The sequence below is a fragment of the Micromonospora sp. NPDC049662 genome, from assembly GCF_040675055.1.
Lineage (GTDB): Bacteria > Actinomycetota > Actinomycetes > Mycobacteriales > Micromonosporaceae > Micromonospora.
Map to the genome: position 1 here is coordinate 129,559 of NZ_JBFAOC010000009.1, position 17,679 is coordinate 147,237.

15 protein-coding genes and 3 tRNA genes are annotated in these 17,679 nt (G+C 70.9%); 9 read left to right on the forward strand and 9 right to left on the reverse strand.

Annotated features, from left to right (window positions below; translation table 11 throughout):
* Positions 1-114 precede the first annotated feature (114 nt).
* The 6 genes from AB0J36_RS10065 to AB0J36_RS10090 form a co-directional block, all read right to left on the reverse strand.
* Positions 115-1,776: a glycoside hydrolase family 13 protein gene (locus AB0J36_RS10065; RefSeq protein ID WP_363660405.1), complete on the reverse strand. Its 1,662-nt coding sequence runs from the start codon at positions 1,774-1,776 to the stop codon at positions 115-117.
* A gap of 98 nt (positions 1,777-1,874) precedes the next feature.
* Positions 1,875-2,762 (reverse strand): carbohydrate ABC transporter permease, encoded by an 888-nt coding sequence (locus AB0J36_RS10070; RefSeq protein WP_357132032.1) that lies wholly within the window; start codon positions 2,760-2,762, stop codon positions 1,875-1,877.
* An 11-nt stretch (positions 2,763-2,773) separates the two neighbouring features.
* Positions 2,774-3,733, reverse strand: coding sequence for a sugar ABC transporter permease (locus AB0J36_RS10075; protein ID WP_357132035.1), 960 nt, complete (start codon positions 3,731-3,733; stop codon positions 2,774-2,776).
* A gap of 83 nt (positions 3,734-3,816) precedes the next feature.
* On the reverse strand, positions 3,817-5,196 hold the full coding sequence (locus tag AB0J36_RS10080; protein ID WP_363660406.1) for an extracellular solute-binding protein: 1,380 nt from the start codon (positions 5,194-5,196) through the stop codon (positions 3,817-3,819).
* Positions 5,197-5,490: 294 nt separating this feature from the next.
* Positions 5,491-6,495, reverse strand: a complete 1,005-nt coding sequence (locus tag AB0J36_RS10085) for a LacI family DNA-binding transcriptional regulator (protein ID WP_357171652.1) — start codon at positions 6,493-6,495, stop codon at positions 5,491-5,493.
* Positions 6,496-6,596: 101 nt separating this feature from the next.
* On the reverse strand, positions 6,597-8,072 hold the full coding sequence (locus AB0J36_RS10090; protein WP_357171654.1) for an FAD-dependent oxidoreductase: 1,476 nt from the start codon (positions 8,070-8,072) through the stop codon (positions 6,597-6,599).
* Positions 8,073-8,161: 89 nt separating this feature from the next.
* Here AB0J36_RS10090 and AB0J36_RS10095 point away from each other — a divergent pair, with 89 nt between their 5' ends.
* Entirely contained in the window at positions 8,162-9,238 is a 1,077-nt protein-coding gene (locus tag AB0J36_RS10095; RefSeq protein WP_357171655.1) for a serine hydrolase domain-containing protein, read from the forward strand.
* On the opposite strand, the gene AB0J36_RS10100 is transcribed toward AB0J36_RS10095, so the two are convergent.
* Positions 9,239-10,564: a deoxyribodipyrimidine photo-lyase gene (locus AB0J36_RS10100; RefSeq protein ID WP_357132051.1), complete on the reverse strand. Its 1,326-nt coding sequence runs from the start codon at positions 10,562-10,564 to the stop codon at positions 9,239-9,241. It abuts the gene before it with no gap.
* The gene (locus AB0J36_RS10105; protein ID WP_363660407.1) at positions 10,561-11,484 is read right to left on the reverse strand and encodes a phytoene/squalene synthase family protein; all 924 of its coding nucleotides are present in this window, start codon (positions 11,482-11,484) and stop codon (positions 10,561-10,563) included. The genes AB0J36_RS10100 and AB0J36_RS10105 overlap by 4 nt, the downstream gene beginning before the upstream one ends.
* Before the next feature lie 64 nt (positions 11,485-11,548).
* Here AB0J36_RS10105 and AB0J36_RS10110 point away from each other — a divergent pair, with 64 nt between their 5' ends.
* From AB0J36_RS10110 to AB0J36_RS10145, 8 genes are all read left to right on the forward strand, one after another.
* On the forward strand, positions 11,549-12,691 hold the full coding sequence (locus tag AB0J36_RS10110) for a polyprenyl synthetase family protein (RefSeq protein WP_357132057.1): 1,143 nt from the start codon (positions 11,549-11,551) through the stop codon (positions 12,689-12,691).
* 28 nt (positions 12,692-12,719) lie between these two features.
* Positions 12,720-14,201, forward strand: coding sequence for a phytoene desaturase family protein (gene crtI / locus AB0J36_RS10115; protein WP_363660408.1), 1,482 nt, complete (start codon positions 12,720-12,722; stop codon positions 14,199-14,201).
* Positions 14,198-14,821: an isopentenyl-diphosphate Delta-isomerase gene (idi, locus tag AB0J36_RS10120; protein WP_357132063.1), complete on the forward strand. Its 624-nt coding sequence runs from the start codon at positions 14,198-14,200 to the stop codon at positions 14,819-14,821. Before crtI ends, idi begins: the two co-directional genes overlap by 4 nt.
* A complete protein-coding gene (locus AB0J36_RS10125) occupies positions 14,811-15,755 on the forward strand; it encodes a MerR family transcriptional regulator (RefSeq protein ID WP_357171658.1) in 945 nt (314 codons plus the stop codon). The genes idi and AB0J36_RS10125 overlap by 11 nt, the downstream gene beginning before the upstream one ends.
* 76 nt (positions 15,756-15,831) lie before the next feature.
* Complete coding sequence (locus tag AB0J36_RS10130) at positions 15,832-16,632, forward strand: polysaccharide deacetylase family protein (protein WP_357132069.1); 801 nt, start codon at positions 15,832-15,834, stop codon at positions 16,630-16,632.
* 143 nt (positions 16,633-16,775) lie between these two features.
* Positions 16,776-16,848, forward strand: a tRNA-Glu gene (locus tag AB0J36_RS10135).
* 31 nt (positions 16,849-16,879) lie between these two features.
* Positions 16,880-16,953 (forward strand) — tRNA-Asp (locus AB0J36_RS10140).
* A gap of 99 nt (positions 16,954-17,052) precedes the next feature.
* Positions 17,053-17,126 (forward strand) — tRNA-Phe (locus AB0J36_RS10145).
* Between the two features lie 126 nt (positions 17,127-17,252).
* Here the strand turns inward: AB0J36_RS10145 and AB0J36_RS10150 are convergent.
* A complete protein-coding gene (locus AB0J36_RS10150; RefSeq protein WP_363660409.1) occupies positions 17,253-17,579 on the reverse strand; it encodes a hypothetical protein in 327 nt (108 codons plus the stop codon).
* Positions 17,580-17,679 lie beyond the last annotated feature (100 nt).

Consider the following 17,679-nt stretch of genomic DNA (forward strand, 5'->3'; position numbering starts at 1 on the left):
GCCAGGTCCCCCGTGTCGGTGCGGTGTGGCGGTCCCTCGTACTCCCTTCGTGGGCGCGGTGGGCGGGTGGTGTGGTGCCGGCGGTCGGGACGGGACCGCCGGCACCACGTCGGATCAGGTCAGGGCGGCGGCGTCCGCGCGCGGTCCGTCGGCCTCGTCGGGGGTACGCAGCCAGACGGCGGTGTCCGACGGCAGCAGCCCGTCGTCGAGGGGGCCGCTGGCCAGCAGCACCTCCCCGTCGACGGGCATCGGCACCGCCGCGTCGGTGAGGTTGACGAGGCAGTGGAAGCCGCCGCCGCGGCTGAAGGCCAGCACGCCGTCCGGGGCGGGCAGCCAGGTCAACTCGCCGGCGCCGAGCGCCGCCTCGGCGCGCCGGACGTGGATGGCCTCCCGGTACAGCTCCAACATCGAGGCCGCGTCGCCGGTCTGCGCCAGCGCCGTCCGGTCCTTCCAGTCGGCCGGCTGGGGCAACCAGGGCGCCGCCGAGCCTTCGGGGCTGAACTCGAAGGGCGGCTCGTCACCGGCCCAGGGCAGCGGCACCCGGCAGCCGTCCCGCCCGGGGTCGACCCGTCCGGAGCGTTCCCACATCGGGTCCTGCCGCATCGCGTACGGGATGTCCTCGACCTCCCAGAGCCCCAGCTCCTCGCCCTGGTAGACGTAGGCGGCGCCGGGCAGCGACAGTGACAGCAGCGCGGCGGCCCGCGCCCGCCGGGTGCCCAGCTCCAGGTCGGTGGGGATCCCCTCGCGCTTCGCGGCGAAGCTGAACGTGGTGTCCGCCCGGCCGTAGCGGGTGACGTGCCGGGTCACGTCGTGGTTGGAGAGCACCCAGGTGGCGGGCGCGCCGACCGGCGCGTGCGCGCTCAGCGTGCCGTCGATGCTCTCCCGCAGCGCGGAGGCGTCCCAGGCGCAGCCGAGGAAGTCGAAGTTGAACGCGGCGTGCAGTTCGTCGGGGCGCAGGTAGTTGGCGAACCGTTGCCGGTCCGGCAACCACACCTCACCGATCAGCGCGCGGTCGGCGTACGAGTCGGCGACCCGCCGCCAGCCCCGGTAGATGTCGTGCACCCCGTCGAGGTCGTGGAACGGGTGCGGCCGGTCCGGCTCGACCTCGGGCAGCGTCCCGTCCTTCACGAGCAGGCCGGCGGAGTCGATCCGGATGCCGTCGACGCCCCGGTCGAACCAGAACCGCAGGATGTCCTCGAACTCGGCCCGTACCCGGGGGTGGTCCCAGTTGAAGTCCGGCTGCTGGGGGGCGAAGAGGTGCAGGTACCAGTCGCCGGGCGTGCCGTCCGGGTTGGTGGTGCGGGTCCACGTCTCGCCGCCGAACTCACCCACCCAGTCGGTGGGCCGCTGGTCGCCGTTCGGGCCCCGCCCGGGGCGGAACCAGAACAGGTCCCGCTCGGGCGCCCCCGGACCGCCGGCCAGCGCGGCCTGGAACCACGGGTGCGCGTCGGAGCAGTGGTTGGGCACCACGTCGACGATCGTCCGGATGCCCAGCTCGTGCGCCTCCGCGATCAGCGCCTCGACCTCGGCGAGCGTGCCGAAGACCGGATCGATGTCGCGGTAGTCGGACACGTCGTACCCGGCGTCGGCCATCGGCGACGGATACCAGGGACTGAACCAGATCGCGTCGATGCCAAGCGCGGACAGGTGGTTCAGGCGGGAGCGGATACCTGCGATGTCACCGATGCCGTCACCGTTGCCGTCGGCGAAGCTGCGTGGGTACACCTGATAGATAACGGCTCCACGCCACCACGGACTGCTGTCTGCTGTGGACACGAGCACCTGCTTTCTGCGTCAGTACGTCGCCGGGTACGCCGGTGGCGATTGTGTGTCGGACGAACGGCCGTTGTTCGCTCCGCTGTCTTCGGTGGTGGCTATCCCTTGATGCTGCCGGCGGTCAGGCCAGACATGATGTTCCGCTGGAAGATCAGGAAGACGATAACGGTCGGGATGGCGGCGATGACCGACGCGGCGATCACGATGTTCATGGGCGTACCGCCCGCGAAGGAGTAGATGCCGACACTGACCGTCCGGGTCTCCGGTGAGGGCATGACCAGCTTCGGCCAGAGGAAGTCCTTCCAGACCGCCGTCATGGCCAGGATCGCGACGACGCCGAGGATCGGGCGGGACATCGGCAGGATGATCGACCAGAGCGTCCGCAGCGACGTCGCCCCGTCGACCAGGGCCGCCGCCATCAATTCTTCGGGAATCGAATCGAAGAATCGCTTCAGCAGAAAGATGTTGAATGCGTTCGCCACCAGCGGCAGCCAGATGGCGAACGGCGAGTCGAGCAGGTTGATGTGCAGGATCGGCAGGTCGATAACGGTCACGTACTGGGGGACGATGAGCACCATTGCCGGAATCATCAGCGTGGCGAGCATCAGCCCGAGAATCACGTTGCCGAAGATCGGTCGCAGTTTCGACAACGAGTACGCGGCGGCCGCGTCGAGGACGAGCTGGAACAGCACCGCGCCGATCGCGTAGTAGAACGTGTTGAACAGCAGCTTGGCGAGTTCCAGGTTGTTCCAGGCGTCGATGTAGTTCTGCGGCTGCGGGTCCTTCGGGAACAGCGTGGGTGGGGTCTGCGCGATCTCCTGGCCGGACTTGAGCGCGCCGGTGACCATCCAGTAGAGCGGCCCGATAAAGACGAGCGTGAACGCCGTCACGACGACGACCAGCAGCGTCCAGTAGATGACCCGCCCGCGCCCTCGGCTGATCTGGGCATGCGAGATGAGGGTCCGGGTTCCGGAGTCCTGTGCCATTGCGCGCCGTCCTAGTCCTGTTTCGCAGTCAGCCGCACGTACACGGCGGAGAAGCCGGCCAGCACCACGAGCATGAGCACGCCGAGTGCGGCCGCGCCGTTGAGGTCGTTCTGGAAGAACCCGTGCTGGTAGATGAGGTACGCCACGGTGGTCGCGGAGTCCTCCGCGCCCGCGCCGTTGGCGAGGATCAGTGGCTCGATGAAGAGCTGCATCGTGGCGACGATCTGGATCATCGCCAGGAGCGCGAGGATGAGCCGGGTCTGCGGGATCGTCACGTGGCGGATCCGCTTGAAGATCCCGGCGCCGTCGAGCTCGGCGGCCTCGTACAGTTCGCCGGGGATGTTCTGCAGGGACGCCAGGTAGATCAGCACAGCGCCGCCCATGTTCATCCAGGTGGACGCGATCACCATGGCCGGCATCGTCATCTCCGGCGACTGCATCCACTGCGACGTCGGCAGGTGCAGCGCCTTGAGGATCGCGTTGAACAGCCCGGCCTCGCTGGGGTCGTACGCGTAGAACTTGAAGAGGTACAGGGCCGAGGCCGGCGGCAGCATCACCGGCAGGTAGACCAGGATCCGCAGGTAGCCCTTGGCGTGCCGGAACTCGTTGAGCAGGATCGCCACGAAGAACGGCACCGCGTACCCGAGCACGAGCGCGAGCAGCGTGAAGTAGAAGGTGTTCTTCCATGCCGGCCAGAAACTGGGGTCGGCGAGGAGGCGGGTGTAGTTGTCCCAGCCCACCCAGGTCGTCTCGCCGCGCCGGGTCCGCTGGAAGCTCATGACGACGCCACGGACCATCGGGTACCAGGAGAAGACCAGGAAGCAGAGCACGGCGCCGATCAGGAAGGCGTGCCCGGTGAGGTTGTCCCGTACCTTGCGGCCGAGGCTCGTACGCTGCTTCGGCCCTGCCGCGTACGACGGCATCGGGCGGCCCGGTTTCCCGGGGGCCTGGGGGGCGGCGGTGATCGCCACGGCACACTCCTGCGGAGATCGGTGGGGCGGACGGTACGGCGCCGGGGTGTGGGGGCCGGTGCGACGGCCCCCACACCTGCGGATCAGCTCTCCGCGGCGAGGAGCTGGTTGACCTTTTCTTCGGCCGTCTTGAGCAGCGCGTCGATGTTCGCGTTCGGGTTCGTCAGCACCCCGGACATCGCGGCGTCGAGCACCGCGTAGATCGCCTGGGCGTTACGCGGCTCGCCCTTGATCGGCACCGGGGTCGCCTCGAAGAGGGCGAAGTTCGTGGTGTCGACGTTGGCGTTGGCCTTGCGCAGCTCGAGTTCCTGCTTCTGCACCTCACTGCCGTTGGCGAACAGCAGCGGCTGCGGCAGACCCACCGGATAGTTCTGCGGCTTGGCGCGCACGTAGTCGAACTGGCCCTTGCCGGGGGTCAGCTTCTGGTACGCGACCCACTTCAGACCGGCCTTGACCTGCTCGGGAGAGAGGTCCTTCTTGAAGAAGTAGCCCTCGCCACCGCCGAGCGTGCCCTTCGCCGGACCGTCCTGGCCGGGCAGCGGGCTCATCGCCCAGTCCTGGAACTTGCCCTGGAACTGGCTGACGATCGCCTGGGTGGCGTCCGGCGCGCCGATGAACATGCCGACCTTGCCCGCACCGGCGTTGGTGAGCAGGTCACCCCACTGGAGCAGCTGACGGGAGCCCATGCTGTTGTCGCCGTACCGCATGTCCTTGATGTTCTGCAGGACCTGCTTACCCATCGGGTTGTTGAAGTCGGCCTTCTTGCCGTCGGCCGTGAGCACCTGGCCGCCCTGCGAGTAGAGCAGCGAGGTGAAGTGCCAGCCGCCGGTGTTGCCGGCGCTGTACTCCGAGTAGCCGGCGATGCCGTTGCCGAGCGCCGAGATCTTCTTGGCGGCGGCCCGGACCTCGCCCCACGTCTTGGGCGGGTTGTTGACGTCCAACCCGGCCTGCTGGAACAGGACCTTGTTGTAGACCAGGCCCATCGAGTAGTTCTTCACCGGTACGGCGTAGAGCTTGCCGCCGTCGGTGAAGACCTCCTTGAGCGCCGGGTCGACGCTGTCCCAGGTGGAGATCGTGTCCTTGTTGACGTACTGGGAGATGTCCATCGCCTGACCGGAGTCGAGCACCTGCTGAAGATCCGTCATGTACCCGTAGAACACGTCGGTCACGGTGCCGCCGGCCAGGCGGGCGGTGAAGTCCGGCGGGTTGTTGCACTGCTCGCCGACGCTCACGCTCTTGATGACGATGTCCGGGTTCTGCTTCTGGAACTCGGCAACGTCGTCGTTCCAGTTCTTCAACAGCTCTTTCTGCGCGCCGACCGGCTGGCAGTCGACGGTGATGGTGACCTTGCCGCCGGCGGTCGAGTCCTTGTCGTCACTCTTCGTGGAGCATGCCGTGAGGCTGAACCCCAGGCCGGCCACGAGCGCCAGCGTCGCAGCCCTTCGGTATTGCGGTACGGACATCTGTCCATCCCTTCGGGAACGGGTGTCTCCATGAGATGCGCTGATCTGCGGTGATACGACCTGACGCCCTGTAGCTGCGCCGAAGCCAGGTGTGAGTGGAGTCACTGTAACGAGCACGACTCATTTCAGCAAGGTGTCGACGAGGTTTTGAAAGGACTCGACATCGGGGCGACAGACGACGACAGGATGCGGGATTGCGCCCGTTATGCGGCTACTTGCGCACCAAAAAGGCCGTCGACCGCGAGAGCGGTCGACGGCCTTCGGGGAAGGTCGGTCAGTGGGCCAGGAGCGCGATCACCGGCGGGGTGCGGGCGCGGTCGAGCCGCGGACCACCAGCTCCGGCTCGAACAGCAGCTCGTCCTGCAGGACGCCGGCACCCTCGATCTGGGTCACCAGCAGGTCCACCGCCGCCTGTCCCATCGTCTCGATCGGCTGCCGGACAGTGGTCAGCGGCGGATCGGTGCAGGTCATGAACGCGGAGTCGTCGAAGCCCACCACCGAGATGTCCGTCGGCACCGCACGACCCAGCCGCCGGGCGGCCCGGATCGTGCCCAGAGCCAGGACGTCGCTGGCGCAGATGATGCCGGTCACGCCCCGCTCGACCAGCTTCGTCGCGGCGACCCGGGCGCCCTCCATCGAGAAGCTGGAACGCTCGACGCACTCCCGTTCGGCGTCACTCCAGTCGGCGGCCTGCACCATCGCGTCCAGCTTGCGGCGGGACGGCACGTGCCCCTCCGGGCCGAGCACCATCCCGATCCGCTCGTGGCCGAGCGAGCGCAGATGCCCGTACGCCTGCTCCACCGCCACCGCGTCGTCGGTCGAGACCCGGGGAAAGCCCAGCTCGTCCACACCGGCGTTGACCAGCACCACCGGCAGGCCCCGGTCGGTCAGCCGTCGGTAGTGGTCGTGCCGGGCGTCGGCGAGCGCGTACGAGCCGCCGGCGAAGATCACGCCGGACACCTGGTGGTCGAGGAGCATCTCGACGTAGTCCATCTCGGACACGCCGCCGATGGTGCGGGCGCACAGGGCCGGCGTGTAGCCGCGCTGGGCGAGCGTCCCGGTCACCACCTCGGCGAGCGCCGGGAAGATCGGGTTCTGCAACTCGGGCAGCACCAGCCCGACCAGCCGGGCACGCTCACCGCGCAGCTTGGTCGGCCGCTCGTAGCCGAGCACGTCGAGCGCGGTCAGCACCGCCGTCCGGGTCGCCTCGGAGACACCGTCCCGACCGTTGAGCACCCGGCTGACGGTGGCCTCGCTGACGCCCGCCTTCTTGGCAACTTCAGTCAACCGCTTGGTCACGGCCGCAATCGTACGTCACAGAAATGAAAGAAATGAACCGTGAAACGGTCAGATTTTGCGGTGCAACTGTCGCAGCTCGCCAGGCTTCAACCGGTTCGTGGTCAGGACAGATCGCGCAGCGCGTCCTCGATGGCACGGTGGAACGTGGGGTACGCGTAGATCATGTGCCGCAGTTGGCTCAGCGGCACGGCCGCGTGCACCGCCACCACGAGCGCCGACAGCACCTCGCCACCGGCCGGGCCGACCGACGTCGCGCCGATCAGCACGCCCTGGTCGGCGTCCGCGACGAGCTTGATGAAGCCCTCGTCGCCGACCCGGTGGATCCAGCCCCGGGTCGAGCTGCTGAGCTTGGTGAACCCGACCTGCACGTTGATCCCGCGTTCGCGGGCCTGCCGCTCGGTCAGCCCCACGGCGCCGACCTCGGGATCGGTGAAGGTCACCCGGGGCAGCGCGCGGTAGTCGGCGCGCGGGACGGTACCGGCCGAGCCGCTCGATCCGCTGGCGGCCAGCGAACTGGAGGAACCCATCGCACCGCCGACCACGCTGGCGGTCCCGCTCGCGTCCGGGCCGGCGGTCGCCTGCCGGTAGTGGGCGAGGACGTCGGACACCACGATGGCCGCCTGGTACATGGCGATGTGCGTGAACGCCCCCTCGCCGGTCAGGTCACCCACCGCCCAGATGCCCTCGGTGACGTGCATCCGGTCGTCCACCGGCAGGTAACGCTGCTCGGCGTCGACGCCGACGGTGTCCAGCCCCAACTCCTCCAGGTGCGCCCGACGCCCGGTGACGACGAGCAGGCGCTCGGCGGTGAACTCCGCCCCACCACCGCCGTGCAGCGTGAAACGGTCACCGTCATGGTCGACCCGTTCGGCGCGTACCCCGGTGTGGATCTCGACGCCGTCGGCGCGCAGCGCGGCGGCGGCAACGTCGGAAGCCTCCGGCTCCTCCACGGCCAGCACCCGGTCCAACGCCTCCACCACGGTGACACGGACGCCGAAGCGCGCGAAGACCTGGGCCAGTTCCAGCCCGATCGCGCCACCACCGAGCACCAGCAGCGACTCCGGCAGCTCCTCGACCTCGATCGCCTGGTGGTTGGTCCAGTACGGCGTGTCGGCCAGGCCGTCGATCGGCGGCACCGAGGGCCGGGTGCCGGTGCCCAGGACGATGCCGTGCCGGGCCTGGAACACCTGGTCGCCGACGCGGACGCGCGCCGGGCCGTCGAGCCGGCCACTACCCCGGACGAACCGGCCACCCTTGCCGGTGAACCGGTCGACCGCGACCTTGTCGTCCCAGGTGTCGGTGGCCTCCTCGCGGATCCGCTTCGCCACCGGCGCCCAGTCCGGCTGGACCTGCGCCGTGCCCGCCAGCCCGTCGACCCGACGCGCCTCGGCGAGCGCGTTGGCGGCCCTGATCATCATCTTGCTCGGGATGCAGCCCCAGTACGGGCACTCGCCGCCGACGAGGTCCCGCTCGACACCGACGACGCTCAGGCCGGCCTCGGCGAGTCGCTCGGCCACCTCCTCGCCGCCCACCCCGAGGCCCACCACGACAACATCCACCAGCTCCGGCTCCGCCACCGGAACAGCATCCCCCAACGGCACCGTCCCGACCACCGGGGTCCGGAAAGTCGGCGGGCGTACCGCTCCGGAGCGCCTACGGTGATCCGATGCACGCACGCTTCGCCCCCGTCCGGGACTGCTTCCACGACCTGCTGACCGCCGGCCGGGAGACCGGTGCCAGCCTCACCATCTGGTACGACGGCCAGCCGGTGGTCGACCTGGTGGGCGGGTTCCGCGCCGGTGACGGGCCGTCCGGCCAACCGTGGCGACCGGACACGCTGGTCAACGTCTACTCGGTCGGTAAGCCGGTGGCCGCGCTGTGCCTGCTGCTACTCGTCGACCGGGGCCGGGTCGACCTGGACTCGCCCGTGCAGCGGTACTGGCCGGAGTTCCGTACCCCGGCCACCGTGCGGCACGTGTTGTCGCACACCGCCGGGCTGCCGGCGTTCCCGGTGCCCCGGCCGGCCAGCGCGGTCGCGGACTGGGCGCTGCTCGCCGGCGACCTGGCCGCCGCCGAGCCCGAATGGCCGCCCGGAACGCTGGCCGGCGAGCACGCCTGGACGTACGGCCACCTGGTGGGCGAGCTGGTCCGCCGGGTGGACGGCCGCAGCGTGGGCCGCTTCCTCGCCGACGAGATCGCCGGCCCGTGGCAGCTCGACCTCGGGTTCGGGCTGGCCGAGACGGACCAACGGCGCTGCGCGGACCTGCGCTACGGCGACCCGGAGTGGCCGATCCGCAAGCTGGGCGAGCCGGAGACCCTGCGGGCGAGGGCGTTGGGCAACCCGGCCGGTGGGCTGGACCTCGCCGTGCTGAACAGTCCGCTGTGGCGGGGTGCCGAGATGCCGGCGGTCAACCTGCACGCCACCTCCGTCGGCCTGGGCCGGCTCTACGCGGGTCTGCTGGCCGGCGGCGTCCTGGACGGCGTACGGCTGTTCAGCCCCGCCCTTCTCGACGAGGCGACCCGGGTCCAGTACGACGGCCCGGACGTGGTGCTGGACCGCCGGGTCCGGTGGACGCTGGGCATGCAGTGGGAACCCGACCTCAGTTGGGGCATGGGCGGGCTCGGCGGCAGCAGCGCCTGGGCCGACCCGGTACGCGGCTACACGCTCGCGTACGTCACGGCACAGCTCGCCGAACACGACCGGGTCGACGAGCTGGCCGAGGTGCTGCACTCCTGCCTCTGATCAGCGCAGCCAGACCGGATCGGTGCCGGGCACGGTGAGCGGCGGCGGATAGTCAAGCGTGCGGCGAAGGTCGTCGGGCAGCTTCCACGGCTGGTGGATGGCCTTGCCCGACACCTGCGCCAACTCCGGCACCCACCGGCGTACGTAGTCGCCGGCCGGGTCGTACCGCTCGGCCTGCCGGACCGGGTTGAACCCCCGGTACGGCTTGGTGTCGTTACCGGTGCCGGCGACCCACTGCCAGTTGCCGGAGTTGTTGGCCACGTCGCCGTCGAGGAGCCAGCGGAAGAAGACCTGTACGCCGGCCCGCCAGTCCTGCCCCAGGTGCTTGGTGAGGTAACCGGCGGTGATCAGCCGGGCCCGGTTGTGCTGCCAACCCTGGGCCCGCATCTGCCGCATCCCGGCGTCCACGATCGGCATGCCCGTCCGGCCCTCGGCCCAGGCCGTGCGGGCGTCATCGTCGTAGCGCCACTCTTCGGTGGCGCCCCGCCGGTACGCGGCCGTCGAGATCTGCGGGAACGCGGCGGTGACCTGGTAGTAGAAGTCGCGCCAGCAGATCTGCCGCACGAACGGACCGGACCGGTCGCCGGCCCGGTTGGCCACCGACATCGGCGACACGCAACCGAAGCGCAGGTACGGGCTGAGGCGGGAGGTGTCGTCGCCGGCCATGTCGTCGTGCTGGTCGTCGTACCGGCCCAGCTCGGGCAGCCAGTCGGCGAGCCGCTGCCGGGCGACGCGTTCGCCGCCGACGGCCGCGTCCGGTGACTCCCCCGCCGGCAGCGCCGGCAACCCGCCCACGCTCACCCCGTCGGGCAGCACGATGCGGCGCGGCGCGGCCAACTCCTCGCGCCACCGGGCGGCGGCCCACGCCCGGTGGTAGGGGCTGAACACCCGGTAGTGGTCGCCTCCGCCGCCGGGCCGCAGGGCGCCCGGCTCGACGACCGTCAGCCCCGGAAAGAGCCGCAGGTGCAGCCGGTGCCGCTCGCACTCGGCCCGCAGTCGGCGCTCCCGCCGGCGGGCGTAGTGGCTGACGTCGGCGGAGAGCGCCACGGCGGTGGCACCGACCTTGCCGGCCAGCCCGATCGTCTCGGCCACCGGGTCGCCGCGCCGCACCACCAGGTCGCCGCCGCGCTCGCGCAGCGCGTCCCGCAGGTCGGCGAGCGCCTGGTGCAGGAACCGGGTGCGGTTGGCCGACAACCCGGCCAGGGTCGGGTCGAGCACGTACAACGGCACCACCCGGTCGAACGCCGCGCAGGTCGTCGCCAGCGCCGGGTGGTCGTGTACCCGCAGGTCGCGGGTGAAGAGCACGACCGCGGTGCCCCCGCTCACGGGGCCGCCGGCTGGACCGTCGGGCCCGGGATCGTGACCGGGGTACCCGTCGACGTCAGCAGAGCACGCGCGGCCACCGCCATCCGTCGCCGCTGCGGCACCAGGGCGCGACGGGCGAACACGTCGTAGTCCTGCGCGGCCACCTCGTCGAGGATGCCGCCGTAGAGCGCGTACGCCGTGCGCATGCACGCCTGCGAGGCGGGAGCGAGCATGGTGATGCCGGGCGCGGCGGCGGCGTAGTGCGCCTGGGCCCGGGTCACCTCGTACTCGATCAACTCGCGGGTGTGGGGCGTGCCCTGCCCTCGGTCGCGGGCCTCGATCAGCTCCTCGCGGGTGACGCCGAACTTCGCCAGGTCCTCGTCGGGGAGGTAGGTGCGGCCCCGGTCGAGGTCCTCGGCGACGTCCCGGATGAAGTTGGTGAGCTGGAAGGCGAAGCCGAGCTGCCGGGCCGGCTCGCGGGCCGCCGCCGGGTCGGAGCTGCCCAGGATCGGCAACATCATCGTGCCGATCACCGCCGCCGAACCCTCCATGTAGTCGAGCAGGTGGTCGTATGTCGGGTACGAGGTGACCGTCAGGTCCATCGCCATGCTCTTGAGAAACGACGCGAAGTCGTCCCGGTCCAGATCGAAGATGGCGATCGTGTGCAGCACGGCCGGCAGCAGCGGGTCGTCAACCGACGCGCCGTGCAGGCCAGCCACGAACCGGCTGGCCCAGTCGTCGAGCAGGGCGGCCCGCTCGGCAGGTGGGAGGGCCTCGGTGCTGTCGACGATCTCGTCGGCGTACCGCGTGAATCCGTAGAGAGCGTGCACGTGTCGCCGTTTCCACGCGGGGAGCAGCCGGGTGGCGAGATAGTAGGTGCGGCCGTGACGTTTGTGCAGCTCACGGCACCGGTCATAGGCAGCGGTGAGATCGGTGTCCACGGGCCCTCCTCAAATATCGACGCACCAATCGACGCAACTCGTACCCTAGGGTACGCTCGTCCACATGGCCAACGACGCAGTTGCGGGCAACGCGGTACGTGTGGCGCCGACGGAGCCAGGCGAGCGGGACGACCCGGTCCGCGCTGTCCTGGCCGCTTACACCCAGGACCTGATCACCGCGGTCGACGAGACCCTCTCCACCTTCCTCACCGCCGAGGTCGACACACTCACCGAGATCGACGCAGCCATGGGCGGATTCGCGTCCGCCGCACGCGCGGCCGTGCTGTCGGGCGGAAAGCGGATCCGGTCCACGTTCGGCTACTGGGGCTGGCGCGGGGCCGTCGGTGGCGACGAACCGCTCCCCGCAGTCCTGCCCGCGCTGGCCGCGCTCGAACTGCTGCACACCTTCGCGCTGGTCCACGACGACGTGATGGACGCCTCCACCACCCGTCGCGGCCGGCCCACGGCACACGTCGCGCTCGCCGCCCAGCACGTCGCCGCCGGTCACCGGGGCGACCCGGACCGGTTCGGCGAGGCCGCCGCCGTGCTGATCGGCGACCTCTGCATGGTCTGGGCCGACAAGCTGCTCGCCCGCACCGCCATCACCCCGGCGAGGCTGTTCGAGGTCCGCCGCTGCTACGACCAGATGCGGGTCGAGACGGTCGCGGGGCAGTACCTGGACGTGCTCGGCGAGAACGACCCGGAAAGCTGGTCGGTCGATCGGGCGCTGCGCGTAGCGCGCTACAAGACCGCCAGCTACACCGTGCAGCGACCGCTGCTGTTCGGCGCCCGCCTGGCCGGGGTGACGGTCGACGACGCGCTGGTCACCGCGTACACCCGCTACGGCCTGGCCGTCGGCGAGGCGTTCCAGCTCCGCGACGACCTGCTCGGCGTCTACGGCGACCCGGAGTCGACCGGCAAACCGGCCGGCGACGACCTGCGCGTCGGCAAGCCCACCACGCTGCTCATGCTGGCCCGCCAACTGGCCACGCCGAGCCAGCTCCGGGCGCTGGAGCAGACCGACGGCGAACCCGTCGAACGGCTCGCCGACGTGGTCGCCGCGACCGGTGCGGTGGCCCGGGTGGAGCGGATGATCGCCGAGCGGGTCGGCGATGCCCTGGCCGCGCTCGACAGCGCGCCCGTGGACCGGACGGCGCGTACCGCGCTGACCGGGTTGGCCACCGCTGCCACCAGTCGGCGGGCCTGATGACCGAGGATCTCGAGGAGGTGGTCACGTGCGGACGGTGACGGGACGGACGGACCGGGTGGTGGTCGTGGGCGCCGGGCTGGGTGGGCTCGCCTGTGCGCTGCACCTCGCCGGCAGCGGCCGGCAGGTGACGGTGCTGGAGCGCGAGCCGGTCCCCGGCGGGCGCGCGGGCCGACTCTCCGTGGACGGGTACGAGTTCGACACCGGCCCGACCGTGCTCACCATGCCCGACCTCATCGCCGAGGCGCTCGGGGCCGTCGGCGAGGAGCTGCGCGACTGGCTCGACCTGACCCCGCTGGACCCGGCGTACCGGGCGTACTACCCGGACGGGTCGACCCTCGACGTACGCACCGACACCACCCGGATGGCCGCCGAGATCTCCCGGGTCTGCGGTCCCCGGGAGGCCGACGGCTACCTGCGCTTCGTCGACTACTCGCGCGAGCTGTGGCGGCTGGAGCGGGCCGACTTCATCGAGCGCAACCTGGACGCGCCGACCGACCTGCTCACCGGCAACCTGCTCAAGCTGCTCACCGGTGGGGCCTTCCGCCGCCTCCAGACCAAGATCAATCAGTTCTTCCGGGACCCGCGTACCCAGCGGATCTTCTCCTTCCAGGCGATGTACGCCGGGCTCGCCCCACACGACGCGCTGGCCATTTACGCGGTCATCGCGTACCTCGACTCGGTTGCCGGGGTCTACTTCCCCCGGGGCGGCATCCACGCGGTCTCCCGCGCGATGGCCGGCGCGGCCGAGAAGCACGGCGTGCAGATCCGGTACGACACCACGGTGACCCGGGTGGAGACCGCGAACGGCCGGGCCACCGGCGTACTGACCGCCGACGGCGAGCTGGTGCCGGCGGACGTGGTGGTGCTCAACCCGGACCTGCCGGTCGCCTACCGGGACCTGCTGCCCGCCGCGCCCGCGCGACGCCTCACCTACTCGCCGTCCTGCGTCGTCCTGCACGTCGGCTCGCGGCAGGGCTATGCGAAGATCGCCCACCACAACATCCACTTCGGACGCGCGTGGAAGGGCACCTTCGATGAGGTCATCCGCAGGGGTGAGCTGATGACCGATCCGTCGCTGCTCGTCACCAATCCCAGCCGGACCGACCCGTCGGTGGCACCAGCGGATCGGCACACCTACTACGTGCTCGCGCCCGTGCCGAACCTCGATCGGGCGCCCTTCGAGTGGCGTGGCGACCTGACCCAGCGGTACGGCGACCAGCTCATCGCGACGCTGGAGGAGCGCGGCTACGTCGGGTTCGGCGACGGCGTCGAGGTGCTGCGGGCGATCACCCCCGCCGAGTGGGCCGAGCAGGGCATGGCCGCCGGCACACCGTTCGCCGCCGCGCACACCCTCTTCCAGACCGGGCCGTTCCGCCCGTCGAACCTGCACCGACACCTGCCGAACGTCGTCTTCGTCGGCTCCGGCACCCAACCCGGCGTGGGCGTACCGATGGTGTTGATCTCTGGCAAGCTGGCCGCCGGCCGGATCACGGGGGAGGGACGATGAGCAGTCGCGAGGACCACCTCGTCGAGCTGGTCGACGACAACGGGCGAGCCCACGGAGACACCACCGTCGCCGCCGCACACCAACCACCGGGGCAACTGCACCGGGCATTCTCGGTGATGCTCGTCGACCCGGACGGCCAGGTGCTGTTACAACGACGGGCCGCGGTCAAGACCCGCTTTCCGCTGCGGTGGGCGAACTCCTGCTGCGGCCACCCCCGGCCGGGCGAGTCGCTCACCGAGGCGGCCAACCGGCGGCTGCGTGAGGAGTTGGGCACCGGTCCGGTCGAGCTGACCCAGGTGGGCGTCTACGTCTACTACGCCGAGGACCCCACCACCGGTCGGGTCGAGTTCGAGTACGACCACGTGCTGCGCGGCGAGTTCCGGCCCGTCGCGCCACTGCGCCCCGACCCGGACGAGGTGGCCGAGCTGCGCTGGGCCGACCCGGCCGCCCTGGAAGCCGACCTCGACCGGGACCCTCGTTCGTACGCGCCCTGGCTGGGCGGGGTGGTGAACCGTCTGTTGCGCCCCTCGGGGTCCTCGTCGGACACCCCCGGCTCCACCACCACGACCCCGCCCGGATCGCCGGCGGACGACGCGGTGGAGCGGTCGGGTGGCCGATGAGGCGTTGAGCGCGGGCGCCGTGGCGCGCCGGCTGGGGGTCGCGGTCACCACGCTGCGTACCTGGCACCAGCGCTACGGGCTCGGGCCCAGCGAGCACGTGCCCGGCCATCACCGCCGGTACACGCCGGCCGACCTGGCCCGCCTCGAAACCATGCGGCGGCTGACCGCCGAGGGCGTCAGCCCGGCCGAGGCGGCTCAATGGGCCCGGCAGGGACCGGACCGCACGCACCTGGACACCGTCCCCCGGGGTCGGATCCGTCCGGCGAGCCGCGACGGCGGCGGCGCCATCGGGGTGGGCCGCGCCGGCCCGGCGGCCCGGGGCCTGGCCCGCGCTGCCATGCGCCTGGACGCGGCGGTGATCAACGAGACGATCGCGCACACGATCGCCGCCAGCGGGGTCGTCGCCACCTGGGAGACCCTGCTGCGGCCGGTGCTCGCCGGCATCGGCGAACGGCATGTCGCCACCTCCGGCCTCATCGAGGTGGAGCACCTGGTCTCCCGGTGCGTGTCGGAGGCGTTCGCCGCGGCCAGCCGGGCCAACCCGCCCGCCGGGCCCGCCCGGATCCTGCTCTCCTGCGCCGACGAGGAGCAGCACACCCTGCCCCTGGAGGCACTGGCCGCCGCGCTCGCCGAGGCCGGGGTGGGCTACCGGATGCTGGGCGCCCGGGTGCCGGTGGCCGCCCTCGTCGAGGCGGTCAACCGGACCGGACCGGCCGCCGTGGTCCTCTGGTCACACACCCGGGCCACCGCCGACCCGGACCAACTCAGCGCGCTGCTCGCCGCACCCCGCCGCCCGCTGCTGATCCTCGCCGCCGGGCCGGGCTGGCGGGCCGATGGCCTGCCCGCCGGAGTGGTCCGGCCGGTCGACCTGGCCGAGGCGGTCTCACTGGCGGTGGCGGTCCGCGATTCGCTGGACCAGTCGCGAGAGGCCTGACCGACCTGTCGGCTCCCCGGCCGCTTCCACTACCGTCGGAGTGGTCCGCCCACCCCGACCCTCCGGGAGCGAACAGATGCAAGCCCGCGCCGCCCTGGCGTCCGTCCTCGCCGTGGTGCTGGTCTTGTCCGGTTGCGCCCAGCCAGACACTGCCATCCACGTCGCCGGGCCGCCGCTGCCCGTCGAGTCGACCACCAGCCCCACGCCGACGCCCACCCCGAGCGCCACCCGCACCAAGCCGCCGAAACCGCCGCTGCGACCGCTGCCGGCGAAGCTCCCGGCCGGGCTCCGGCGCAACACCGGCGTACGGCCCGTGGCGCTGACCTTCGACGACGGGCCCAGCCCCGCCTGGACGCCCAAGGTGCTCGACCAACTGAAGGCGGCCCACGTGACGGCCACCTTCTGCGTCGTGGGCCTCGAGGCCCAGCGGCACCCCGAGCTGATCCGGCGGATCGTCCGGGAGGGCCACCAACTGTGCAACCACAGCTGGCGGCACGACCTCGACCTCGCCCGTCGACCGGTCGCCGACATCAAGGCCGACCTGGCCCGCACCAACAAGGCCATCCAGAAGGCCGCCCCGGGCACGCCGGTGCCCTTCTACCGCCAACCCGGTGGCCGGTGGACGCCAGAGGTCCTCGCGGTGGCCAAGGAGCTCGGCATGCACCCCCTGCACTGGGCCGTCGACCCGCAGGACTGGGACAAGCCGACCGCCACCACGATCGCCAACCGGGTCCACAACTCGGCACGTCCCGGCTCCATCGTGCTGCTGCACGACGGGGGCGGAAACCGGGCCGCGACGCTCGCCGCCTGCCCGCACCTGATCGCCGACCTGAAGCACCGCTACGGCATCACCCGGCTCAAGGCAGATGGACCCTGACCTGCGGTTATGCGCTCCCCGACGGCCCCGGCCATACCGGTTTTGTCGACCGGCCAGGCATCACGTATGCTTTCCAAGCCTCCGGCGGGGCCGGATGGGAGCAAGTCCGCTTGAAGTTGCGAATGTGCAATGATGGCGGGGCCGCCCTCATCGTCTAGCGGCCCAGGACGCCGCCCTTTCAAGGCGGTAGCACGGGTTCGAATCCCGTTGGGGGCACGACCGGCGCAAGCCGGAGCAACACAAGCTAGGTCCTGTGGAGCAGTTGGAGTGCTCGCCGCCCTGTCAAGGCGGAGGTCGCGGGTTCAAGTCCCGTCAGGACCGCAGCGCTGACGCCGCGCCTCGCGCGGCGTTCTGCGTATCGGAGCGTGTGATCCTGTCAGCAGCTCAATCTGCTGGCGGGTAGCATGAGCCGAGCAACACGGCCAGGTAGCTCAGTTGGTACGAGCGTCCGACTGAAAATCGGAAGGTCGGCGGTTCGACCCCGCCCCTGGCCACATAGCCTTTCGCCGGGCTACAGAGGTCCCCACCAGCGAATACGCAGGTGGGGATCTTGCTTTTGTGCCCTCGCTGCGTCCGTCGCCGTTGCCCCTGGTTGCTGCCCGGCCCACCACCATGCGCGGCTAGCGGCGCAGCAGCGCCACCGATCCCGCCGCACTCAGCAGAAGCAACAGGAACACCGCGATCAGTGCAACTCCCACTGGATAGGGCATGGGCACGAGGAACGTTGCGCCATACGCGACCAGGCCCGCGCCGCTCATGACCTGGGCGCAGCCCATCCGCACGGGCCGGGCCCGCTGGATCGGCGTCGGGCGTACCAGTCGAACCCAGGCTGCGGGAAACCGCCGTGAGAGGGCCACCCGCGCGCCCAGCACAGCCCAGGCGAGGCCGAGGACCACGGCCGCAAGGCTCACGGCAATCAAGACCGGGTCACCGTCATCCAGGCTCATGCAGCCATCATCGATTGCGCGTCAAGGTCGCAATCGCCGACAGATCGCACGGCACTTCCACGGCCCGATCGCGGCGGGTACGAGATCTTGGACAGCACAG